Genomic DNA, 22,890 nt, shown 5'->3' on the forward strand with positions numbered 1-22,890 from the left:
ATGTTGACTGTTTTACTCGCTATTGGAATCTTGGTGCTTTTGTCGCTTGTTTTCGGCGCTATTCTTGGCTACGCCAATGTACGTTTTCATGTGGAAGGCGACCCAATAATTGACCAAATTGACGCGATTCTCCCACAAACCCAGTGTGGTCAATGTGGCCATCCAGGTTGTCGTCCGTACGCAGAAGCCATCTCCAACGGTGAAGCCATCAACCATTGCCCTCCCGGTGGACAAGCAACGATTCAAGCGTTAGCGGATTTACTCGATGTAGAAGCCATTCCATTAGACGGTGACCACGGCACAGAAAGCGCAAAACGTGTCGCAGTGATTCGCGAAGACGAATGCATAGGTTGCACAAAATGCATTCAGGCTTGCCCTGTCGATGCTATTTTAGGCGCTGCAAAACAAATGCACACCGTGATTGCCGATGAGTGCACAGGTTGCGATCTTTGTGTTGAACCTTGTCCAGTAGATTGTATCGATATGGTAGAAGTTGGCGTGACAGCGAAAACGTGGGCGTGGAACAAACCGCAAGGCATCGCGGAAACCTCGTTGAATATTATTGCCACCGACCGCACAGCGGAGGTTGTTCACTAATGCAAACGGCTAACATTTTTTCTTTTCACGGCGGCATTCATCCAGCTGAAAATAAAGCGCAATCATTACAGCTACCATTGGGCCGACCTAATTTACCAAGCGAGCTTATATTGCCGCTTGGACAACACATAGGGCAAAGTTCTCGTCCGCTTGTGGCAATTGGCGACCACGTGTTAAAAGGCGAGACCATCGCCATCAACAATGGCTTTTTGAGCAGTTTTTTACACGCGCCAACGTCAGGCAGCATCACGGCCATTGAAGAACGACTTATTGCACACCCTTCTGGATTAAGTGACCTTTGCATCATTTTGTCACCCGATGGAAAAGAAGAATGGACTGCACTTGAACCATTAATCCAGTGGCAAACAAACAGCAAAACCGACGTGTTAGCCTACTTAGCAAAAATGGGCATTGTCGGCATGGGTGGCGCAGGCTTCCCGACGCAGGTAAAGCTGCAAGGCGCGCACAAGAATCCACTGACGCATTTCATAATCAATGCAGCAGAGTGTGAACCTTACATTACCGCGGATGACATGTTAATTCGTGAGAAAACTCTAGAATTAATTTTAGGCATCGAAATACTTCAACACCTCGTAGAAGCGGATCAAGTTGTCATTGGCATTGAAGACAATAAACCCACTGCGATTTCGGCTTTAAAATCATTACTTGAAGAGCGTAACAGCGACATCCAATTGGCGGTGGTACCGACTAAATACCCTTCCGGCGGTGAAAAACAGCTCATTCAATTGCTCACGGGCGAAGAGGTTCCAAGCGGCCAATATCCAGCCGACATTGGCGTACTTTGTCAAAACGTTGGGACTTGTGTCGCCGTTCACGATTCGGTTTATCTTGGCAAACCTCTTATATCGCGCTTTACCACCTTGACGGGTGATGCACTTAAAGCGCCGCAAAACGTAGAAGTTTTGTTGGGAACACCCGTCGCGCATTTACTGGATTACGCCGAATCAAAACAAGACAAACTACACAGATTGGTTATGGGTGGCCCAATGATGGGCTACACACTAGATTCTGCTGCGGTTCCTATTGTTAAAACCAGTAACTGTATTTTGGCGGCGACCAAAAAAGAACTGCCTGCACCCGCGCCAGAACAAGCCTGTATTCGCTGCGGAATGTGCGAACAAGCCTGCCCAGCCAGTTTGTTGCCTCAGCAGTTACTTTGGTTCAGCAAAAGCCAAGAGCACGAAAAAGCCGAGCATCACAACTTGTTCGATTGCATCGAATGCGGTGCCTGTTCTTATGTTTGCCCAAGCAGTATTCCTTTGGTGCAATATTACCGCCACTCTAAAAGCAGCATTCGCGAAGCCCGTGAATCCAACGTGAAAGCCGACCTAGCGAAGCAGCGTTTTGAAGCACGTAAAGCTCGTCAAGACGCCGAAACCGCTGAGAAAGAAGCGAAACGCCTTGCTCGTCAAAAAGCCACGTCAAGCAAACCCACTGGTGAGAAAAAAGCTGCTCCAACGAAAGTTGTGCCAGCTACTGCGCCAATCAGCGATGATACGAAAAAGCTAAAAGTGGACGTTGCTATTGGCAAATCCAAGCTTAAAAAACTGCAAAAGCAATTGCTTGAAGCGCAAGAGAGCGAACATCTTGAAGAAGTAAATACGCTACAACTGCAATTCACAGAGCAAGAAAAGATCCTTGTTTCGTTAGAAGAGCAATTAGCAAAAACCGCAGCGCCTATTGCCGCGCCAGCAACCACTACGGAAAAAACACCGCTTAGCGACGAATTGAAAAAAGCGAAAATTGATGCAGCCATGGCCAAAGCGGCGATTAAAAAAGTCGAGAAGGCACTCAAAAAAGCAGAAGAGATCAACGCACCAGAGATAGACGCAATACGCCAGCAATTAAAAGAAGCGCAGCAACGTGCCGATGAGCTGGAAAAAGCCTTAGCCAACCCTGCAAGCGCTGCACCTAAAGCGGAAAAAGCAACGCCGCTTTCCAGTTCAAACATAGACGCCGATGCGGCCAAAAAACGTAAAATTGATCTCGCCATTGCCAAAGCGGGCATCAAAAAAGCCGAAAAGAACATTGCCCTATTAAAAGAACAAGGCAAAGACGAGACAGAAATCAGCGCATCAGAATGGCCTCAAAAACTGATCGTGGCGCAAGAAAAACTCACCAAACTTGAGTCAGAAAATATTCCATCTGATGCGGACAGTAATGACTCGAACGTCGAGAAAAAAAGCACGCAAATTTCGACCGCTGAATCGGATTTAGCCGTAAAGGTCAAAAAGCAAAAAATCGCAGCAGCATTGGCAAAAGCGCAAATTAATAAATTAACCAAACGCTTGGAAAACACGCCTGAAGACGCGGACAGTATCCAACAAGAAATAGCAGCAACGCGTCAAAAACAGCACGACGCCGAAGCCTTGTTAGCGCAACTCACCCATTCGCAAGATAATACGCAAGAGAATCGTTAGATGGCATTATTGAGGATTACTTCACCCCACACTCAACGTGGAGGACATCGCACATCTTGGGTGATGCAGATGGTTATTTTAGCGACCATTCCTGGCATTGTCGTACAATCTTGGCTATTTGGCTGGGGCACGCTAATTAACCTTGTGATTGCGTGCATCACCGCATTATTGAGTGAAGCGGCGATTTTAGCTATTCGCCGTCGCTCTGTGGGCTTTTTCTTAAAAGATTACAGCGCGCTGTTAACCGCTGTGCTACTAGGAGTCGCGCTGCCACCAAGTGTACCTTGGTGGGTAACAGTAACCGCGGTTAGTTTCGCCATCATCTTTGCCAAGCAATTATACGGTGGTTTGGGAAATAACCCATTCAACCCAGCTATGGTTGGCTATGCCATTGTGCTGGTGTCTTTTCCCGTCCCCATGAGCCAATGGCTCGGCGCACAAGACATTGTCGCTTCGGGCAATACACTGTCTTTCTTACAAAGCTTACACGCTATTTTTAATCATCTTCCAACGATCGACGCCTATACCATGGCGACCCCGTTAGACGGTTTTAAACACAAAGATTTATTAGACAGCCAAACCGCATTTAGTACCATTCCAGCATTGCAAGCGGCCAGTATCAATAGCTGGTTATGGGTGAACCTTGCCTACTTATTCGGTGGTTTGGCTTTGCTTTGGTTGCGTATTATTACTTGGCACACTCCGGTGGCGCTGCTCAGCGCACTGTTTATTATGGCTGGCGTCTTTCATATCTTTGACCTAAGTAATACAGCAACACCTCTGTTCCATCTCACCACGGGTGCGGCCATGTTTGGGGCTTTCTTTATTGCCACCGATCCCGTGTCTTCTTGCACCAGTAACCGTGGCAAGCTGATATATGGCGCCGGTATTGGTATTTTGATTTACATTATTCGCTCTTGGGGTGGTTATCCTGACGGCGTGGCTTTTGGTGTTTTGCTAATGAATTTTGCCGCTCCTCTGATTGATTACTACACTCAACCCAGAACTTACGGCCATAAAAAAGCCAAAACGGGTCTTAAAATAGGGGAAGATAACTAATGGAATTATTTGCCTCCATTCGCCGTAACAGTCTTGGCTTGGGCATTTTTGCTGTCTTAACCGCTGGCCTAATTGCGATAACCCACCAGCTAACGGATCACACTATTAAAGACAATATTTTGAGTGCTCAAATCTCGGCATTCAATGAAATACTGCCTGCAGATTTATACGATAACGATTTAACCAAAGACATTGCCCTACTACCTGTCAATCCGCTATTGGGCAGTCAAGAAGGCATCAAAATACACATTGCTCGAAAAAACGGTGACGTGACGGGGATCATTTTCGAGACCGTTGCTCCGCGTGGTTACAACGGTAATTTAAACATGCTGGTCGCCATTGATAAAAACGGCGTTGTCACTGGAAGCCGAGTAATAAGCCACAAAGAAACGCCTGGGCTTGGTGATAAAGTCGACCTTAAAAAGTCCAAGTGGATCTTAAGCTTTGCTGATAAATCCTTAACCAATCCAACATTAAAAGGCTGGGGCGTGAAAAAAGACGGCGGTAGTTTTGACCAATTCACAGGCGCAACCATCACGCCTCGTGCTGTCGTTCGCGCAGTGAAGAACACACTAATTTATTTTGAACAAAACAAAGATGCGCTGTTAGCGCGTTAGGATAACTCAATGAAAGTAAGCGCCGAAATAGCCACAGATGAATCTGTTCCCGAGAGCAAACCTAGCGCCAATTACGCGGAAATCATCTATAACGGTATCTGGAAAAACAACCCTGCATTGGTTCAACTACTTGGTTTGTGCCCTATGCTCGCCGTTACTAGCACCGTGGTTAACGCATTAGGCCTAGGGCTTGCGACGCTGGTCGTATTGGTAGGCTCAAACATTGCCGTTTCTTTAATCAGAAACTATGTGGCGGATGCGGTGCGACTGCCTGCTTTTGTGATGATTATCGCGTCTTTCACCACGTGTATAGAACTCATCATGCAAGCCTATACCTATGAGCTTTATCAAATTCTAGGTATCTTCATTCCTCTCATTGTTACCAACTGTGCAATTCTAGGACGCGCTGACGCCTTTGCTAGTCGTAATCCTGTGTTACCTTCGGCATTAGACGGCTTTATGATGGGGCTAGGCTTCATGGTGATCCTAGTGACATTGGGTGCTATGCGCGAGCTGATCGGTCAAGGAACTCTGTTCTCAGACATGCAATTACTCTTTGGTGACATGGCGATTCAGTGGAAATGGGTGGTATTCGAAAATTACCCCAATGTACTGTTTGCCGTTTTACCGCCCGGTGCTTTCATTGGTTTAGGGTTGCTTATCGCGGGGAAAAACTACCTTGATGAACGAGAAAAGAAGCGCCTAGCCGTCCAAAAAGCACAAGACGGCCCAAGCGAATCAAAACGGGTTCGGGTAACAGGACAAGTAAGCTAATTTTTTGATACGCTAGAAACAGAAACCCCACCCTAGCCCTCCCCTTGAAGATAAGGGGAGGGAATAAAGACATAAACCCCCTTCCCCTGCTAAAGGGGAAACTGGGAAGGCATAAAAGCTCTAAACCCCTCCCCCTGATAAGGGGGAGGTTGGGAGGGGGTATTAAATAACTCTAAGCTCCTCCCTGCCAAATAAGCTGGGAAGGCATAAAAGCTCTAAGCTCCTCCCCCTGCTAAGGGGGAGGTTGGGAGGGGGTATTAATCTAAGACTACTAAAATAAATAAAGGCAATTTAAGGTGAATAAAGAGAAGCGCTACGAGATTTTTTCTCGCCTAAGAGCGGAAAACCCAAACCCCGTAACCGAGTTAGAATACAACTCGCCTTTTCAACTCTTGATTGCCGTTTTATTTTCCGCACAAGCCACAGATGTGAGCGTCAACAAAGCCACCCGTAAACTGTTTCCAATAGCAGACACGCCAGAAAAAATGTTCGCTTTGGGCGTCGATGGCCTGAAAAGCTACATTAAAACCATTGGTCTGTTTAACGCCAAAGCCGAAAACGCGATTAAAACGTGTAAAATACTCATTGAAAAACATCACAGCATAGTGCCAGAAACCCGCGAAGAGCTTGAAGCACTTCCTGGTGTGGGCCGTAAAACCGCAAACGTTGTTTTAAATACCGCGTTCAGACAAGTTGCTATGGCGGTGGATACGCATATTTTTCGCTTTGGTAATCGCACTAAAGTCGCTCCCGGTAAAAACGTCTTAGAAGTGGAAATGAAGCTGCTAAAATTCGTGCCAAAAGAGTTCTTATTAGACGCTCACCACTGGATGATTCTGCATGGTCGTTATATTTGTGTGGCACGCAAACCCAAGTGCAACGCCTGTGTAATCGAAGATCTGTGTGAGTTTAAAGACAAGACATCAGACTAGTACGACTGACGCCCAGTTAGTTACCCCTCTTTAGTTAAGTAAAAGCTAATCTAAAATTAAATAACATCAAATTTATTAAACCTTTCTAGCTCGGCATTCTTCTCCTATTGATTTCACTTTATTTTTTGAGAGGATGCCATGAGCCATATTGCTAAATCCAACTTAACCCAAGCTCAACTTGATGCACATTGGATGGCCTACACAGGCAATCGCCAATTCAAAAAAGATCCTCGTATTATTACGTCCGCTGCTGGTCATTATTATACGGACCTCGACGGTCGAAGAATTTTCGACGGTTTATCTGGCTTATGGACTTGTGGGCTTGGGCACAGCGTTCCCGCTATCAACGAAGCGGTTGCTGAGCAAGTTAAAACGCTCGACTACTCCCCTGCCTTTCAATATGGGCATGAGAAGTCGTTTTTACTGGCTGAGCAAATCACTCAATTCATGCCAGCGGGGCTCAACCGAGTCTTTTTTACTGGTTCGGGTTCCGAGTCGGTCGACACAGCACTAAAAGTGGCCCGCGCATATTGGCGTAAAAAAGGCATGGGCACCAAAACGAAATTTATTGGCCGTGCCAAAGGCTATCATGGTGCCAGTGTTTCTGGTTTCAGTGTCGGCGGTATTCCAGCGAACCGCACCTTATACGGACAAGGCTTAGAGTCTTATCATTTACCGCACACTCAAGTACCTGGTACTGAGTTTACTAAAGGTATGGCGGAACAAGGTAAAGAACGCGCAGAGGATCTTATCAATCTCATTACGATGCACGATGCATCAAACATTGCCGCGGTGATTGTCGAGCCTATGTCTGGTTCTGCGGGCGTTATTGTGCCGCCACAAGGTTATCTACAGCGCTTGCGTGAAATCTGTGACCAACACAACATTCTGTTGATCTTTGATGAAGTCATTACGGCATTTGGTCGTATGGGCGCGAAAACTGGCTCAGAAGCCTTTGGGGTCACACCAGACGCGATCGTCATGGCAAAGCAGGTTACGAATGGTGTTATTCCTATGGGCGCGGTGGCGTTTAAACAGGAGATTTACGACACCTTTATGGACACTGGTGGCCAAGACTACATGCTAGAAATCCCTCATGGCTACACATATTCAGCGCATCCTATTGCCTGCGCTGCAGGGTTGGCGTCATTAGGGGAAATTAAAAAACAAGGATTGATCGAGCGAGTAAGCAACATGAGTGCTGCGTGGGAAAACAGCGTTCATCAGCTAAAAAGCGCAAGCTCGATGATTACCGATATTCGCAATTACGGTTTGGCGGCCGGTATCACGATTGCTCCTATAGGAAATGAACCAGCAAAACGCCCTTTCCAGATTGCCATGGCCATGTGGGACAAAGGTTACTACGTTCGTTATGGTGCCGATACCATTCAGTTAGCGCCACCATTTACCACAGAACAATCTGAAATAGACAGTGTCATCAACGCGTTAGGCGAAACTATAAGACAACAAAGCTAAACTATTTTAGCCGATTGCTATAAATCCTCCCTTTAATCAAGATGTTGTAAATAAGCGAACAACAACATCTTGATTCATATCAAATGGTATGGACCCACTTTTGTAGACATCTCATAGCTATATAATAATAGGTAAAGATGAGGTGAATTATGAGTGGGAAACGCTATACCGAAGAGTTCAAAATTGAAGCCGTTAAACAAGTAACAGAGCGTGGTTATAAGATTGCTGAAGTGGCTGAGCGACTTGGCGTTAGTTACAAAAGTATGCATGATTGGATTGCTCGATACCGCAAACCTGAAGCAAGTCGAAAAGCGGAAGATTCCGCTCAGTCAGAGATCCAACGGCTCAAAGCGGAGCTTCAGCGGGTGACCGAAGAGAGGGACATTCTAAAGGAGGCCGCCGTGTACTTTGCCGGGGAGTCAAAGAAAAGTACACGTTCATAAAATCACGGCTCAACGACTATTCTATTGTTGTCTTATGTCGAACACTGCAAGTCCATAGGAGCGGTTTTTACGCTTGGCTGGACCGCCCAAAAAGTCGACGAGAACAAGAAGATGACCAACTTGCCGTTACGATTAAAATGCATTGGCTTGAGAGTGGTTGTGTTTACGGCTACCGCAATATCACCAAAGACCTAAAAGGAGAAGGTAAGTCTTGTGGAAAGAATCGAGTGCTAAGAGTGATGCGCCGTGAGGGCCTAAAAGCGCTCATAGGCTACAAACGTCACCCTGTTTTTTATAGTGGCGCTGAGCGTAACACAGCGCCAAATACACTAAATAGAGAGTTTATTGTCCCAGAGCCAGATCAAGTCTGGGTAACTGATTTTACGTATATCCGGACAAAAGAAGGCTGGCTTTACGTCACCGTCGTTGTGGATCTATTTTCTAGATTGATCGTAGGGTGGTCAATGAGATCAAGAGCAACAGCGGAGTCGGTTATTGATGCTTTACTCATGGCTATTTGGCGGCGACGTCCCACAAAAAAAGTACTGGTACACTCTGATCAAGGCGCTCAATATACCTCGAAAGATTGGCAAACCTTCTTAAAAGATAATAATCTGGAAGCCAGTATGAGCCGTCGTGGTAATTGCCATGATAATGCCGTTGCGGAAAGCTTTTTCTCATTGTTAAAAAAAGAAAGAGTACGCAATCGAACCTATCAAACAAGAAGCGATGCTCGTTCAGAGATTTTTGATTATATCGAGTGCTTTTATAATCCAAAGCGACACCATGGATCCAATGATGGATTATCGCCACTGCAATATGAAAAGCGATATTTTACGGAGCTAGAAACTGTCTAGGAAACTGGGTCCATACCAACATAGCTGTCACTTTATCCTGTGCTCTTACTCTATAATGGTTGCATTAGAAGAATCAGAAAAAACCTTGGATCTTCACCCAGAAAAGGATAGAAATCAGTGTCTATTTCACATTCCCCTTATGTTCGCTGTTTTTGGACAGGTTCACTTTTTTTGACCAATGGCACCGTCATGCCGATACATTGCACACACATATCCACTAAAATGATAGAAGTAGAAGCGCCTGAAGGTTTACAGGGGTCAAAAATGGTAAAATTAGAACTGAAGGCCATTCACGAAGGGGAGACAGCAACGCTTAAAGTATTGTGTGACCCTCAACTTGATGTTTTTAATGAGCATAATAAACATTATATTAAGCTCAGTTATCATACTATCTCCGATAAAGATTTAACCTTCATTAGAGAGTTTTCCGACTATCATTCCTAGCTCATCGAAATAATGAGCTAGGCTAATATAGAATTACTAGGCACTCTAATCTTTACTTTGATCACTTTCTTCTTTTGCTACTAGATCTTCCGCTTTCTTAACGCGAATGATAGAACCGTCTACGTCCGAACCATTTAATGTTTTAATGGCCACTTTGGCCTCTCCAACTTTTGGCATTTCAACAAACGCAAAACCTTTAGATTCACCAGTTGCTTTGTCCATCACAAGACTGCATGACTGCAATGTTCCGTGAACAGAAAACAATTTTCTTAACTCTTCTTCAGTCGTGTTACGCGCAAGATTTCTTACTAATAGTTTCATTTTAATCGTTCTCTTTGGAGAAGGCTTTCAACAACCTTCTTCATTTATAGGATTCTGCAATAAAAAAGGCATGAGAACATGCTCTCATGCCTTTTACTAGTGACTTTTAACTATCTTGAATGTCTTTGTCTATCAATGCCCAATGTGGGCGGCAAATATCTATGACAAGGTAGTTTCAAATAGTGCCAACAATTTTTCACTGTCCACTTCCATGCAAACCTGTGTCATTGGCACGTTATTCCAATGCGGTTCCGGGAATTCCATTCCTTGTGGTGCAAAAATAGTTTGGCCGATGCCAATACCTTCACAAGAAACACGCACAGCGCCTAGTTCAACCCCAAAAATGCTCGGGTCCATAACATAAGCAATTGTTGATGCATCATGGAAATAACAACCATCCATATCAAAACGGCTGCTATAAAAATTAATGTAATGCTGTGCGCAATCGTATAAGAACCCGCCTTCTACAGGGTTGGCTGCCTTTATACGCTCTAGAATAGAATTATCCAACAATACTTGATGCGTTACATCCAAACCAATCATGGTAACTTGCCAAGCAGCGGTGAAAACCGCGTCCGCTGCGTGTGGATCGTTCATGATATTCGCTTCTGCCACTGGCGATACATTACCGTACTCAATCGCTGTGCCGCCCATCAATACAACTTCATCGACAAGGTTAGCCACTTCTGGGTCTAAGATAAGTGCTGCGGCTAGATTACCCAAAGGACCCAATGCGATGATGGTCACTTCACCGGGAAACTCACGCACGGTATCGACAATAAATTGCGCCGCACTTTTAGTAATCGCTTTGCCTTTGGGTGCTGGCCAATTGATGTTACCAAACCCATCTTTACCATGTACAAAATCAGGATGTGGGCGCGGCGCAATTACAAAAGGAACCGAGACACCTTGAGCTACAGGCACGTTGACTTTCGCAATCTCCGTTAACGATATGGCATTTTGTGTTGCCAACTCCACGGGGACATTACCAAACGTTGTCGTTAAACCCAATACGTCTAACTGTGGTGCTTGGAATGCAAAGAAAATCGCCATCGCATCATCAATGCCTGGATCCGTATCAATAATAATTTTACGAGCCATGTTTACCTTCCTCTTTTGACAGTGCATTATTGGCTATGTGTTTTTGTCTAATTCTTTTTTGGAAAACTGTTTTTAGCTAACTATTTTTGGCAAGAAAGGCAGTCACTTCATCTTGTGTTGGGATAGAAGACGCTGCGCCCAAACGAGTAACGCAAATAGCTGAAGCGGCACAAGCTCGAGTGATTGACTGCGTGATGTCATCGCCATTCATTAGTGAAGCCAAACAAAAACCAATAAAGGTATCTCCAGCGGCCGTCGTATCAACGGCTTTAACTGAAAATGCTTTAACGAATAGTTTCTCTTTTCCAGCACTCTCTTTTCCGGAAAAGTAGCATACACCAGCTTTACCCAGTGTTATCAATACAGCAAGCTCAGGATAGGCCTTAGGAAAAGCAGCAATGGTACTGTCAATATCAGATGTACCAATTAAATCCATCGCCTCCACTTCGTTCACGATTAATAAATCAACGAAACCTAATACTTTTTTGGTTAATTCAGCGTCCATCGGTGCCGGGTTAAACGCCACTTTAACACCATGCTCTTGCGCCTTGCGCATCGTATATTCGATAAGATTGGTTTCATTTTGCAATAAAACCCAATCTCCAGCCGCTGCCTGAGATAACACTTGATCTACTTGTTCTTCTGTCAGCGCGTGATTTGCACCTTGATACAAGATAATCGAATTTTCGGCTTCTTTATTTAATTGAATAATAGCGTGCCCCGTCGGCACATCAATTTTCTCTATTAAAGCAGTATCCACACCAAGTGACTCTAACTGCTTAATAATGGCTTGATCATTATAGTGAATAGCGCCTACATGCTTCACTCTGGCACCCGCTTTCGCTAGTGCGACAGATTGATTTGCACCTTTTCCGCCCAATAAGCACTGATAGCTATTAGAGGCCATGGTTTCGCCTGGTCGAACAAAATGATCAAGCTGATAAAGGTGGTCGAGGTTAATCGAACCAAAGTTATAAATCGTCATAATTCCCTTCCTTCAGGGTGAGCTCATCGGCTATTATTTTTATAATACTGTCGACTTTTCGACTCTAATACTTACCAAGAGCGAACGACAAAAATAGGACTAGTCCGCATTTTATGCCAAATAATGCAATAAATCTTGACCAATCGTACAAAAATAAAAAAACGCCCCTATTCTTTAAGAATGGAACGTTTTTAAAAGCTTATTTTCTATAAGAATAAAGGCTTATTTATCGTCGTCTAAAAAGCTACGGCCTTTCTGAGCAGCGATACGCATACGCAGTGCGTTCAACTTAATGAAACCCGCTGCGTCTTTCTGATCGTATGCGCCGGCATCATCTTCAAACGTTGCGATAGAGCTATCGAACAAGCTATTTGGAGACTGACGGCCAACCACGGTCACGTTGCCTTTATACAATTTAAGACGAACCGTACCACTGACGTATTTCTGAGAGGAGTCAATCAAGGCTTGCATCATACGACGCTCCTCAGACCACCAGAAACCGTTATAAATGATTTTGGCATAACGAGGCATCATTTCATCTTTCAAATGCATCGCTTCACGATCCAATGTAATCGACTCGATTGCACGATGCGCTCTCATCATAATAGTGCCACCCGGTGTTTCATAACAACCACGTGCTTTCATACCAACAAAACGGTTTTCTACGATGTCTACACGACCAATACCGTTCGCGCCACCAATCTTGTTCAGTGTTTCCAAGATAGTCGCTGGAGACATAACTTCGCCATTGATAGAAACTGGATCGCCTTTTTCGTAACCGATCTCAATGTAAGTCGCTTCGTTTGGCGCGTCTTCTGGAGACACAGACCAACGCCACATATCATCTTCTGGCTCTGTCCATGGGTCTTCTAACTGGTCACCCTCAAAAGAGATGTGTAGCAAGTTAGCGTCCATAGAGTAAGGGGATTTTTTCTTCTTAGTTGAGAAATCCACTGGGATATTGTGTTTTTCACAATAAGCCATCAAGGTTTCGCGGGACGTCAGGTCCCACTCACGCCAAGGCGCGATCACTTTTACGCCTGGCTTCAATGCGTAAGCACCAAGTTCGAAACGAACCTGATCATTACCTTTACCCGTTGCACCGTGAGAAATAGCATCTGCGCCTGTTGCGTTAGCGATTTCGATCAAACGCTTAGCAATCAAAGGACGAGCGATGGACGTACCAAGCAAGTATTCACCTTCGTAAATGGTGTTAGCACGGAACATTGGGAATACGAAGTCGCGCACAAATTCCTCGCGCAAATCTTCGATGTAGATTTCCTTAATACCCAACGCTTGAGCTTTCGCGCGAGCTGGTTCAACTTCTTCACCCTGACCCAAATCAGCGGTAAAGGTAACCACTTCACAGTTATACTCTTCTTGAAGCCACTTCGCGATTACTGAAGTATCCAGGCCGCCAGAATAGGCAAGCACTACCTTCTTCACGTCAGACATTATTTCTATTCTCCTCAACGAGATCGCGCTCCCACACCAATGCTATCAAACCAGTACATGGCGGCGCTAATAATTAAAAAAAGGGGCGCTTAGTGTAAGATTTCGACTCTTGCTTAGCAAGTAAAAAGCCCCGTTTCGCGTAGATTATTGGGCGAAACGGGGCTCTTTTTTAGCGGTTGCCTCCATAAAATGTATAGAGAAATTAGCCCGCATCGGCTTTTTCTAAACGTATCGTCACGCGTCGGTTACGCTCACGACCTTTCGAAGTATTGTTTGTTGTGGATGGGTAGCGTTCACCATGGTAGCGAGAAATGATTTTCTCGGCAGGAACACCTTTTTCAAGTAGATACGCCGTTACTTTTTCAGCGCGTACTTTTGACAATTCACGGTTATCACGTCGAGAACCAATCGCATCGGTATGACCATCAATATAAATGTACCCAACACTGGGATCAAAAGAAACATACAAAGCAACAAGATCCAAGCGAGCCCTAATTCGATCCGTGAGGTTCACACCATTAAGCGGGAATAAAGCCGCTGTTCGCGCAATTTGATCGTAATTCACTGGCAGCAAGCTAGACAAACAACGTCGGAATTCGCTGTACGCTGGCGCAAAGTTGATGTTCGATAAACCCACTTCGATGGTTTCTCGACTGTTTTCCCAAGCAGTTCCCGCCACCACGGGATGACGTCCTCTATCCAAGCTGGTCAGCATTCTCTCAGCCACTTTTCCGCCTACTTCGACCGTCAGTCCATAACCAGGATAAGGGAGAATTCCTAATGTCTCTGGTTTTACACCAGGAGACCAATCTGGTGCCTGAGAAATAATATAGATCTGACCTGGGCCTAATTTTTCATTCTGTGGTTGCAGAATGAATTTCATTGGCTCGCCCGCTTCTTTAATAAAATGACCTTCGCCATAATGGGGAACAGGGTGCGTTAAACTGCATGAAAAAATGTCGCCCGAAAGTAACCACTCAGAATCCGAAATACCTGATTGGTATTGCGTGAATGCGGTTGCCTGCCCAAATGAGGTGCAAGCAGTCAGTAAAAGTGTAGTGCGAATTAGAAGTTGTTGGGTAATTCCCATTTAGACATCTCGTTCAAGCATTATCAATTGTGTTATGATCCGATCCTATTGTACACCGTCACTGTTGATCAAGCGGCAGAATTAAGGACCTTCTTTTGTCAAACCATGAAATCAAAGATAGATTCCGCGGCTTCCTACCGGTAGTTATCGACGTAGAAACCGCAGGCTTTAATCAAAAAACCGATGCTTTACTAGAAATGGCCGCCAGTATCCTGCGAGTGGATGAAAATGGCGACTTATATATTTATGAAACATTGGAGTTTTTGATCAAGCCATTTGAAGGCGCTAACCTCGAAAAAGCAGCATTAGACTTTACAGGCATTGACCCTTTTGCGCCTGATAGACAAGATATGCCAGAAGGGGAAGCGCTGACTCAAATGTTTGCTAAAGTTCGTAAAGAATTAAAATCAGTGGGCTGTAAACGCGCCATTTTAGTGGGCCACAATGCCGCTTTCGACCACGGCTTTTTGAATGCAGCTATTGAGCGAGCAGACATTAAGCGCAACCCATTTCACCCTTTCTCTAGCTTTGATACAGCAAGTTTAGCGGGTTTGGTATTCGGGCAAACAGTATTAGCTAAGGCGTGTGAAGCCGCTTCAATACCTTTTAGCAATACTGAAGCTCATTCAGCGAAATACGATACAGAGAAAACCGCTGAATTATTCTGCGAAATAGTGAACAAATGGAAACGCCTTGGGGGCTGGCCTTTGATCGAAAATGAAGTAGAAGAAGAAGATGACATGGCCGCCATTTTTCATTCTGGAAAATAGCGCCACACTAAAAACGAACCTTATTTTTTAAGGTTCGTTTTTTCTTTATCCATATGGCGGGTTTCACTATGCAAGGAAAGCGAATTTTATTATTGATGTTAGGGTGGCTTTCCCTCATTACTGGCATTATTGGCATTTTCCTCCCCTTACTCCCCACCACCCCACTTGTCTTACTAGCGGCTTGGTGTTTTTCCAAATCCTCTGAACGATTCCACACTTGGTTACTTGGCCACAAACTTTTTGGTCCGATTATTCGTGATTGGCAATCTTCTGATGGCATCCCTAAACGATCAAGAAATCGCGCCATCTTTTTTATGTGGGCAGGCATGGCCGTGTCCATGTTTATTGTTTCACGCTTATGGGCAACCATTGGACTTGTGACTGTCGGTGTAGCCGTCAGTATTTATTTACTACGAATGCCAATACGAACAGAAAATACTGAACACGTTGAAAAGCCAAAAAACATAGAAGACAAACCCCATTAATCCTATCCACGGATACAATTTTTAAAAAGGCACGACACAATGAAACGTCGATATTTTCGAAATTTTGTCTTTTACCCATTCGCGGTTCTTACCGGCTTAATCACGGCGCTTTGGGTGGCGACGCCGTTTGTTGTAGAACATTATCTAATCGCTTATTTTCATCAACAAGGCGAAGATGCTTCTATTGGCAAACTGTCTGTTGATTTTTTCCCACCTAAAGTAGATTTGAAAAACATCACCATCAACAACAAAACCCAGGACACGCTGACACTAAAACGTGCTGTTTTCGAAGTTGAAATATTGCCACTGCTAACTAAGACCCTACACATATCAGAAGCAAAGATAGAAGGATTAAACCTGCTCGTTGCCCAGCAAGAAAACCATTGGATTGTCGCCGGAATTGATACCGCTCAATATCTTGCAAAAAATACACAAAACGAACCCAAAGCCGACGATACAGAACAAGAAGACGTTTCTCCAACGCGTTCGCCTTGGAAAATAAAACTGCCTACCTTTACCGTGACTGACAGTCAGGTGAATTTATCTCGCCAGCAGGATTTAGCAAAACCTGCTGAATCAGACACATTCCGCTTGTCGTCACTGTCTATTAAGCGTTTATCAGGCCATGAACTCAATTGGAAAGGAAATATTGCCTTGTCTGCGCTGGTTAACCAAGCGTCCTTGTCCATCAATAGCGACTTTGATTACACGCCAGAACAAGCCAATGCCGATATCAGCATAAAAAACCTACACCTCCCAATAGAAAGCTTTCATCATTTTCTACCATCGCCCTTTGATGAAGGTAAAGGGCAATTCAATCTGACAGGAAAATTCCAACTCCGTCAAAAACAAATAAATGGCGCGCCTGTATTTACAGTTAACAACCTAGATTTAGAAACGCAAGTAGACTCACTCGATCTGTATTTAAACGAAACAGACCACCTAGCGACACAATCCACCTCACTGACACTGACACAATCTAATATTGAGTATGTCTCTGCCAATCAATTGTCCATCACTGGGGCGATAACGCTTCAATCAGAGCAGTCACGCATCACACAAGCAGGTCAAGCGATGCAGTTTGGCCAGTTAAGCGTGAAGGCGCCGCTTGATATAAAACGTGATGTGCTTGATGGCGAACCGACATTGACGCTAAATAACTTAAATTTAGAGGCGCAAGTGAAAGCACTTGACCTAAATTTAAACGAAACAGACAGTCTTGCGACACAATCAACCTCGCTAAAGCTGACGCAATCTAATATTGAGTTTGTATCCGCCAATATATTGTCCGTCATTGGTGCGCTAGAACTCCAATCACAACAGTCTCGTTTCACACAAGCAGAACAAGTAATACAGTATGGTCAACTGAACATAAATACGCCGTTGGACATAAAGCGTGATGCACTGGGCCTTACGGCCAAAAGCGCCACAACCCAAATAGACATGACTGACGTGTCTGTTGCACTCGATAGCCTTGCGGTAGAAAACGGAACAACACAGATTGGCTTAAGTAATTTAACCGTTACTATGGATCCGCAAGAAACACTAACAGCGTCATTAACCGCTGAAATACAAAGCAATAAGTTATCGGTACGGCAAGCTGGCAACACCGCTAATTACGACGTTTTCAACCTGTCTAATACCCTTTCAGTAAGAAAGGAAGGCGATACTATCACCGCTAAAAATACGCAATTAGACATCAATATTAATGGTCTAAAAGCCACTCAAATTGACGGAAAACAATTGTCATTGGGTGCCGCAACCCTCACAGCAGAGCAATTAAACGTCAAGCAAGAAAACCAGCAACCGCCTCTTCTGGAAGGCGTTAATCTGAACTTTTCAAGTCAATTACTCGACAGCCTGTTAAGCAATGAAAAACGAGCTGCATCATGGAAAAGTGCGGACTTCAACAATCTTTCGTTTACTCAACAAGATCAAAAATTTGACGTCTCATTCGCTCAATTAAATGTCGCTGACTTATTGTTATCTCAGACGCTTTCAGACGAAAAGAACAAACAGCTACCTCCACTAAGCCACATCGGCAGCATCAAAATAAATTCAGTAGAAGCAAACCAAGATGGTGCCAGTATCAACACCATTGCCACAGATTCAGTCAATGTAAACCTTATTATTGACAAGCAAAAGCGCCTAGAAAATCTTGTATTTATAAAAGCAGATCAACAAAAAACGCCGCAGTCTTCACTAGAAAGTTCAAACACACCCAGAGAGAAAGACGTTGAAGACACCATTAACAAGCAAGATCCAGCGTTTAAGGCGCCGTATTACGTCATTTTAGAAGCCTATGACACAACAGGAACCTCCAGCATTAATGTGCAAGACAACAGCATTTCACCCACTTTGCTACGCTCATTAGAAATAGAGACGCTGTCATTACGAAAACTCAATACCAAGAATAAAGATCAAGCTACCGTATTGGCGCTCAGAGCACGCAATGGGAAATACGCCATATTACAAAGCGACATCACCATTTGGCCGCTGGCCGACAAACTCACCATGAAAAGTGAATTAATTATTAAAGAAGCGGAATTGCCACCCTACTCATCTTACATCGCCAATATTTTGGGCTATCAAATTGATTCTGGGCAGCTGGACTTGGATCTAAAACTCAACTCAGAAAACGGTGTGTTGGATGGTAACTCTCATATTCTATTAAGAGAGTTTGATTTAGGAGGACGCAAAGAAAGCAATTCAGTCATCAAAGCGGGCGCCATTCCTCTTAATATTGCGGTGAGCATTTTAAAAGACAGTAAGAACAATATTGATTTAGACATTCCACTTTCTGGCGACATCGATAACCCTGAGTTTGGCTGGCAAGACTTCTTACTCCTGCCTGTGCGTAAAGCCCTATTTACGGCTTCCAGTAGCTATTTAATGCAAACTTTTGTGCCTTACGCGAATGTTATCAGCATCGCACAATTTGCAGGCGATCAACTGCTAAAAATTCGTGTTGAACCACTGTTATTTGAAGCCAAAGAAAGCAACCTGAATGCATCGCAAGACGTTTTTATAAAACAGCTCATCGCCTTAATGAAAGACAAAAAAGACAGCCAACTTAAAGCTTGTGGCGTCGCAAGCTATCTTGACTTAGGGTTTGATAATCCGCCTGTCTCGATTGACGACACAGCAAAAGACGTAGCAAAAAATCTTGCACAAGATCGAGCACACTACTTAAAAGATCATTTAGTTAAAGAAGGCATCAGCTCGTCACGTATTTATCTTTGTTCTCCAGAAATCGATTTATCAAAATCCAGCAAACCAAGGGTCGAATTAAATTTCTAGAACTCTTTAGTTTAAAGGCTGCACTTTAAGTACGTCGCTTAAGAAAAACAGCTGAAGCCATAAACGATCTACATAAAAAAGCCGTGATAGGAAAACACTACCACGGCTTTTTTATGTCAGCAAACAACAAAGAAAGCCAACAAAAAATGAAGTGTTGCATAGACTTAAGGCTTGTCGTTGAAAATGCAAATAAACAGGCCATTACTATGTGTATAGGCCATTACGATTTTTAATAAAGAGTAAAAGCCTGACAAGCATCAAGAGACGATAAGCCTAACTAGGCTATCCTAAGATGAAAGCAAACAAAGATAGGAGGCAAATATGCCAATCGAAGACCATAGTTTGATAAACGAATTTCCAGAGTATAAAGAAGACATTCACCAGTTAAAAATGGACGATGCTCACTTCAAAAAACTCTACGACGAATACAATCATCTAACAAAAGAAGTAGAGAAACGGGAGCAGGAAATCGTCCCGTCTACCACGTTAGAAGAAGAGAAATTAAAGAAACAACGCCTACAGTTAAAAGACACTCTTCAAGGCTATATTAAAGCGACAAGACTCGCTGCCGAAAAAGCGTAATCGACGTTAGGTAGGACCTGTTTTAACGCTAGCCGTTTCAACAGCCCTACCTTTTCCTTTTTCAATCCCCTTTCCTTTTTATATAAAAATCCGCCATCGAAATACTCAATAGAACGTTTTAAGACTTTTCATACTCATTCTTATTTGAAAATGATTCTCATAAGCATTATTATGCGCACCTCATTTATTTCTATTTGGCTGCTTTATGACGTTAAAAACCTCCTTAGTAATGATGCAAGCCTGCGGTGCCATTGTCTTTTCCACTCTGACTCTGGCCGAAAGCACTGCAGACAACATTACAAATGACTCAATTCTCAATGACTGGGAAACACAAACTAAGGATGGATCCGACGTAGAGCTTCAACCTCTGCAAGTAAAAGGCCGAGCACTTTCATATTACAAAGAAGACGAAGCCACTTTAGCCACAAAAACAGCGACACCCATCGACAAAACACCACAATCGATTCAAGTCGTAACAGAAGCCCTAATCGAAGACCAAGCAGCCAGACAGATTACCGATTTGTATCGCTCAATCTCTGGCATGTCTCAGAACAACGTATCGAACGTGACCTTACGTGGCTTTAATCAAGATGAAATCCTTTATGATGGTATGCGTGGTGACCCTTTCAGCGGTTTTTCCATTCCTCAGCTTTTCACCATTGAACAAGTACAGGTTCTGAAAGGCCCAGCTGGCGCTTTGTATGGCGCTGGTGAACCTGGTGGCGTTATCAACTACGTCACCAAAAAACCGACGTATGAACAGAAAAACACGCTGAAAATCAGTGCCGGAAACAAAGATTTTTTAAGCGGTAGCATTGAATCATCTGGCCCAGCAAATGAAGACGCGTCTCAACGCTACCGGGTCGGGATCTACTCAGACGGTCAAGATTCGTACCGAACCAACGTGGAAGAAGAAAACCAGATTATTGATCTGGGTTATGATTGGGACATCGACTCTAACAACACGCTTAGTGTGCAATACACCAATATCCACCAATATATTTCTGGTGCGCGCTTGCGTGGTATTCCAACCGACGATGATGGTAATTTCTTGGCCGATACGTCTTGGAACTCGAACTCATCGAGTGATTTCCAAGAGCTGGATGCGGAAGTCTTTCAAGCGCGCTTGGACCATGATATTAACGCATGGCTCACAAGCAACCTGACGTTCCGTTACTTTGAAAATACAGAGACGCAGAAATACCACGAAGTAACTGGGCTATCTACAACAGACAGCGACATGGTTAAACGCCAATATCGCGACCAAGTTCGTAATAAAAAAGGCACTACGATCGCAGGAAACCTGATTGCCGAACTGGGTGATCACACCGTATTGATCGGCGCTGATTATTATCATCTTTACGGTGACTTCCTTTACTACCGATCGACTGCTGGCGTATCTAATTTAAGTCTTTCTAATCCAGAATACACAGACAACGTTAGCGACTACACCATGCCACTTTATAAAGACGAAGAAACCGTTTTAGACCGTGTTGGTGTGTTTGCTCAAGACCAATGGGCCATCACCAATAAACTGGATTTAACCACGGGGGTTCGCTTTGATCGTTACGAAGAAAAATTCACCAACAACAAAGCGGATACAGAAACAGAATACGATGATACGGGCTACTCCGCACGCATAGGGGCAACCTACGCACTAAATGAACATGTTAAGCCTTATGTGTCCGCATCAACAGGTTTCGTACCTCAGTCTGCTTCCGACCAAGAATTGTCAACTGACGGGTATTTTGATCCAGAAGAAAGCCATCAAATTGAAGCGGGGTTACGCACGTACTGGTTACAAAACAAGCTCAATGTAAACATTGCTGCTTACCGCATCATTCGTGAAAACATCCTTCAAGAAGACCCAGATGATAGTGATCTATTGGTTTCAGTGGGTAAAGTACGTAGTCAGGGTATTGAGATTGATGTAATGGCCGACATCACCCCTCGTTGGGTGGCGAACATCAATTACGCCTACAACGACACCATAGTAAAAAAAGCGACAGATGGCATCCAATACGCTGATGGCGATCGATTCTCCAATACACCGTATAACCAACTCGGCCTGTGGACTCGATACGACTTCCCAAGTATCACCTCATCCATTGCCTTCGGTGCGGATTATGTAAGCGATCAAATTAACCGCCAAGGTCAAACGATCAAACCCTACGCCGTGTACGATGCATCTTGGCAAACAAGCTGGGAAGACTGGAAATTCCAGCTAAACATCAAAAACCTATTCGACAAAGAATACGCCGTCAGTGGATTTACAGAGAAAAACGGTTCCTTCGTCGGTGAACGTCGTCGCGTTTACGTCTCTGCGGCTTATGACTTCTAAATCGCATTAGGCTCAAAAACGTACTGATACAAAAAAGGCGGATCTCTTGATCCGCTTTTTTTAAACAAGCAATCCCACCTGTTCAACTAACACACAGGTAAACTCCGCGCGTTTTGATCGATCGGTGAGCCTTATGTCTCAAGAAAAAATGTTTCAGCAAGAAAGCTTTAAACCAGAATTATTGCCTCCAGCGGGTTCGTTAAAAAACCTTCGTTATGCCTTTGCCTACGGCGCAGATGCGGTATACGCCGGACAACCTCGCCCAGGCAAACGCGAAACTGAAGAAGCGTTATACGAAAAATTTGTTGAAATGTATTTTGAGAGTTGAAGTTGATAGCTGGCGCTAATAAAACAGCCTTTAAACAGAAGGTAAGTTCTGCGCCAACCACTGTTTGAATTGTGCTTTCGGTAAAGCGCCTGATAGACGAGCCACTTCTTTGCCATGATGAAATATCATGAGAGTAGGAATTGAACGAATATTATAGCCACTTGCGGTGCTTTGATTCTGCTCGGTATCTAATTTCAAAAAACAAGCTTGAGTCGACATTTCACCCGCTACTTGTTCGAAAATAGGCGCAAATTGTTGGCACGGCCCACACCATGTAGCCCAAAAATCAACAACCACAGGCAAGCCATTGTCTGTGGTATAACGCCTAAAATTTGCATCGCTGCCCACAATAGGACGTGTTGAAAGAACCGGTTTACCACACTTACCGCAAACAGGCTTGTCACCAAGCTTGGTTTTAGGTAAACGGTTTTTTGTACTGCAACTTTGGCAAACGATTTGAATAGGTGAATCGGTCATCTTAAACCTCAGTGA

General features: G+C 44.1%; 21 protein-coding genes. 15 read left to right on the forward strand and 6 right to left on the reverse strand.

What is annotated here, in order from left to right:
- The 9 genes from rsxB (at position 1) to MP3633_RS12390 (ending at position 9,640) form a co-directional block, all read left to right on the forward strand.
- The gene (rsxB, locus tag MP3633_RS12350) at positions 1–597 is read left to right on the forward strand and encodes an electron transport complex subunit RsxB (RefSeq protein ID WP_176335771.1); all 597 of its coding nucleotides are present in this window, start codon (positions 1–3) and stop codon (positions 595–597) included.
- Positions 597–3,038, forward strand: a complete 2,442-nt coding sequence (gene rsxC, locus MP3633_RS12355) for an electron transport complex subunit RsxC (RefSeq protein WP_176335772.1) — start codon at positions 597–599, stop codon at positions 3,036–3,038. The genes rsxB and rsxC overlap by 1 nt, the downstream gene beginning before the upstream one ends.
- Entirely contained in the window at positions 3,039–4,097 is a 1,059-nt protein-coding gene (gene rsxD / locus MP3633_RS12360; protein WP_176335773.1) for an electron transport complex subunit RsxD, read from the forward strand. It abuts the gene before it with no gap.
- The gene (gene rsxG / locus MP3633_RS12365) at positions 4,097–4,714 is read left to right on the forward strand and encodes an electron transport complex subunit RsxG (RefSeq protein WP_176335774.1); all 618 of its coding nucleotides are present in this window, start codon (positions 4,097–4,099) and stop codon (positions 4,712–4,714) included. The genes rsxD and rsxG overlap by 1 nt, the downstream gene beginning before the upstream one ends.
- Before the next feature lie 9 nt (positions 4,715–4,723).
- Entirely contained in the window at positions 4,724–5,488 is a 765-nt protein-coding gene (locus tag MP3633_RS12370) for an electron transport complex subunit E (RefSeq protein ID WP_244959626.1), read from the forward strand.
- Between the two features lie 296 nt (positions 5,489–5,784).
- Positions 5,785–6,420: an endonuclease III gene (gene nth / locus MP3633_RS12375; RefSeq protein ID WP_176335775.1), complete on the forward strand. Its 636-nt coding sequence runs from the start codon at positions 5,785–5,787 to the stop codon at positions 6,418–6,420.
- A 138-nt stretch (positions 6,421–6,558) separates the two neighbouring features.
- On the forward strand, positions 6,559–7,896 hold the full coding sequence (aptA, locus tag MP3633_RS12380; RefSeq protein ID WP_176335776.1) for an omega-aminotransferase AptA: 1,338 nt from the start codon (positions 6,559–6,561) through the stop codon (positions 7,894–7,896).
- A 149-nt stretch (positions 7,897–8,045) separates the two neighbouring features.
- A protein-coding gene (locus MP3633_RS12385) for an IS3 family transposase (RefSeq protein ID WP_176334288.1) occupies positions 8,046–9,196 on the forward strand; the annotation gives its coding sequence in 2 pieces (ribosomal slippage) (positions 8,046–8,283 and positions 8,283–9,196; 1,152 coding nt in all).
- A gap of 117 nt (positions 9,197–9,313) precedes the next feature.
- Complete coding sequence (locus tag MP3633_RS12390; protein WP_176335777.1) at positions 9,314–9,640, forward strand: hypothetical protein; 327 nt, start codon at positions 9,314–9,316, stop codon at positions 9,638–9,640.
- A gap of 45 nt (positions 9,641–9,685) precedes the next feature.
- On the opposite strand, the gene MP3633_RS12395 is transcribed toward MP3633_RS12390, so the two are convergent.
- The 5 genes from MP3633_RS12395 to MP3633_RS12415 all read right to left on the reverse strand — a co-directional run bounded on the left by MP3633_RS12395 (position 9,686) and on the right by MP3633_RS12415 (position 14,592).
- Positions 9,686–9,961, reverse strand: a complete 276-nt coding sequence (locus MP3633_RS12395) for an RNA recognition motif domain-containing protein (RefSeq protein WP_176335778.1) — start codon at positions 9,959–9,961, stop codon at positions 9,686–9,688.
- 159 nt (positions 9,962–10,120) lie between these two features.
- Positions 10,121–11,062: a nucleoside hydrolase gene (locus MP3633_RS12400; protein ID WP_112137754.1), complete on the reverse strand. Its 942-nt coding sequence runs from the start codon at positions 11,060–11,062 to the stop codon at positions 10,121–10,123.
- A 76-nt stretch (positions 11,063–11,138) separates the two neighbouring features.
- Positions 11,139–12,047: a ribokinase gene (locus MP3633_RS12405; RefSeq protein ID WP_176335779.1), complete on the reverse strand. Its 909-nt coding sequence runs from the start codon at positions 12,045–12,047 to the stop codon at positions 11,139–11,141.
- A 222-nt stretch (positions 12,048–12,269) separates the two neighbouring features.
- Positions 12,270–13,502 carry an argininosuccinate synthase gene (locus MP3633_RS12410; RefSeq protein ID WP_176335780.1) on the reverse strand — a complete coding sequence of 411 codons (1,233 nt, stop codon included), beginning with the start codon at positions 13,500–13,502 and terminating at the stop codon, positions 12,270–12,272.
- A gap of 202 nt (positions 13,503–13,704) precedes the next feature.
- Complete coding sequence (locus MP3633_RS12415) at positions 13,705–14,592, reverse strand: flagellar protein MotY (protein ID WP_176335781.1); 888 nt, start codon at positions 14,590–14,592, stop codon at positions 13,705–13,707.
- Positions 14,593–14,687: 95 nt separating this feature from the next.
- On the opposite strand from MP3633_RS12415, the gene rnt reads away from it, so the two are divergent.
- From rnt to MP3633_RS12445, 6 genes are all read left to right on the forward strand, one after another.
- Entirely contained in the window at positions 14,688–15,362 is a 675-nt protein-coding gene (rnt, locus tag MP3633_RS12420) for a ribonuclease T (protein ID WP_112137748.1), read from the forward strand.
- A 68-nt stretch (positions 15,363–15,430) separates the two neighbouring features.
- Entirely contained in the window at positions 15,431–15,847 is a 417-nt protein-coding gene (locus MP3633_RS12425; RefSeq protein WP_176335782.1) for a YbaN family protein, read from the forward strand.
- A gap of 39 nt (positions 15,848–15,886) precedes the next feature.
- The gene (locus MP3633_RS12430; protein WP_176335783.1) at positions 15,887–19,147 is read left to right on the forward strand and encodes a DUF748 domain-containing protein; all 3,261 of its coding nucleotides are present in this window, start codon (positions 15,887–15,889) and stop codon (positions 19,145–19,147) included.
- Between the two features lie 321 nt (positions 19,148–19,468).
- Entirely contained in the window at positions 19,469–19,729 is a 261-nt protein-coding gene (locus tag MP3633_RS12435; RefSeq protein WP_112137742.1) for an HP1242/YdcH family protein, read from the forward strand.
- Between the two features lie 205 nt (positions 19,730–19,934).
- The gene (locus MP3633_RS12440) at positions 19,935–22,070 is read left to right on the forward strand and encodes a TonB-dependent siderophore receptor (protein ID WP_176335784.1); all 2,136 of its coding nucleotides are present in this window, start codon (positions 19,935–19,937) and stop codon (positions 22,068–22,070) included.
- A 133-nt stretch (positions 22,071–22,203) separates the two neighbouring features.
- Positions 22,204–22,398, forward strand: coding sequence for a hypothetical protein (locus MP3633_RS12445; protein ID WP_176333945.1), 195 nt, complete (start codon positions 22,204–22,206; stop codon positions 22,396–22,398).
- A gap of 30 nt (positions 22,399–22,428) precedes the next feature.
- Here MP3633_RS12445 and trxC read toward each other — a convergent pair whose 3' ends face one another.
- Complete coding sequence (gene trxC / locus MP3633_RS12450; RefSeq protein WP_176335785.1) at positions 22,429–22,875, reverse strand: thioredoxin TrxC; 447 nt, start codon at positions 22,873–22,875, stop codon at positions 22,429–22,431.
- Positions 22,876–22,890: the final 15 nt, after the last annotated feature.

The sequence above is a fragment of the Marinomonas primoryensis genome (genome assembly GCF_013372285.1).
In the GTDB taxonomy this organism is placed as follows: Bacteria; Pseudomonadota; Gammaproteobacteria; order Pseudomonadales; family Marinomonadaceae; genus Marinomonas; species Marinomonas primoryensis.

Excerpts from the sequence above, each read along its gene's own strand:
- MP3633_RS12405 (WP_176335779.1), bottom strand. The coding sequence starts at position 12,047 with ATGACGATTTATAACTTTGGTTCGATTAACCTCGACCACCTTTATCAG.
- MP3633_RS12415 (WP_176335781.1), bottom strand. The coding sequence starts at position 14,592 with ATGGGAATTACCCAACAACTTCTAATTCGCACTACACTTTTACTGACT.
- MP3633_RS12425 (WP_176335782.1), top strand. The coding sequence starts at position 15,431 with ATGCAAGGAAAGCGAATTTTATTATTGATGTTAGGGTGGCTTTCCCTC.
- rsxB (WP_176335771.1), top strand. The coding sequence starts at position 1 with ATGTTGACTGTTTTACTCGCTATTGGAATCTTGGTGCTTTTGTCGCTT.
- MP3633_RS12430 (WP_176335783.1), top strand. The coding sequence starts at position 15,887 with ATGAAACGTCGATATTTTCGAAATTTTGTCTTTTACCCATTCGCGGTT.
- aptA (WP_176335776.1), top strand. The coding sequence starts at position 6,559 with ATGAGCCATATTGCTAAATCCAACTTAACCCAAGCTCAACTTGATGCA.
- MP3633_RS12445 (WP_176333945.1), top strand. The coding sequence starts at position 22,204 with ATGTCTCAAGAAAAAATGTTTCAGCAAGAAAGCTTTAAACCAGAATTA.
- rsxG (WP_176335774.1), top strand. The coding sequence starts at position 4,097 with ATGGAATTATTTGCCTCCATTCGCCGTAACAGTCTTGGCTTGGGCATT.
- MP3633_RS12400 (WP_112137754.1), bottom strand. The coding sequence starts at position 11,062 with ATGGCTCGTAAAATTATTATTGATACGGATCCAGGCATTGATGATGCG.
- MP3633_RS12440 (WP_176335784.1), top strand. The coding sequence starts at position 19,935 with ATGACGTTAAAAACCTCCTTAGTAATGATGCAAGCCTGCGGTGCCATT.
- trxC (WP_176335785.1), bottom strand. The coding sequence starts at position 22,875 with ATGACCGATTCACCTATTCAAATCGTTTGCCAAAGTTGCAGTACAAAA.
- rsxC (WP_176335772.1), top strand. The coding sequence starts at position 597 with ATGCAAACGGCTAACATTTTTTCTTTTCACGGCGGCATTCATCCAGCT.
- MP3633_RS12370 (WP_244959626.1), top strand. The coding sequence starts at position 4,724 with ATGAAAGTAAGCGCCGAAATAGCCACAGATGAATCTGTTCCCGAGAGC.
- MP3633_RS12410 (WP_176335780.1), bottom strand. The coding sequence starts at position 13,502 with ATGTCTGACGTGAAGAAGGTAGTGCTTGCCTATTCTGGCGGCCTGGAT.
- MP3633_RS12435 (WP_112137742.1), top strand. The coding sequence starts at position 19,469 with ATGCCAATCGAAGACCATAGTTTGATAAACGAATTTCCAGAGTATAAA.
- MP3633_RS12395 (WP_176335778.1), bottom strand. The coding sequence starts at position 9,961 with ATGAAACTATTAGTAAGAAATCTTGCGCGTAACACGACTGAAGAAGAG.
- rsxD (WP_176335773.1), top strand. The coding sequence starts at position 3,039 with ATGGCATTATTGAGGATTACTTCACCCCACACTCAACGTGGAGGACAT.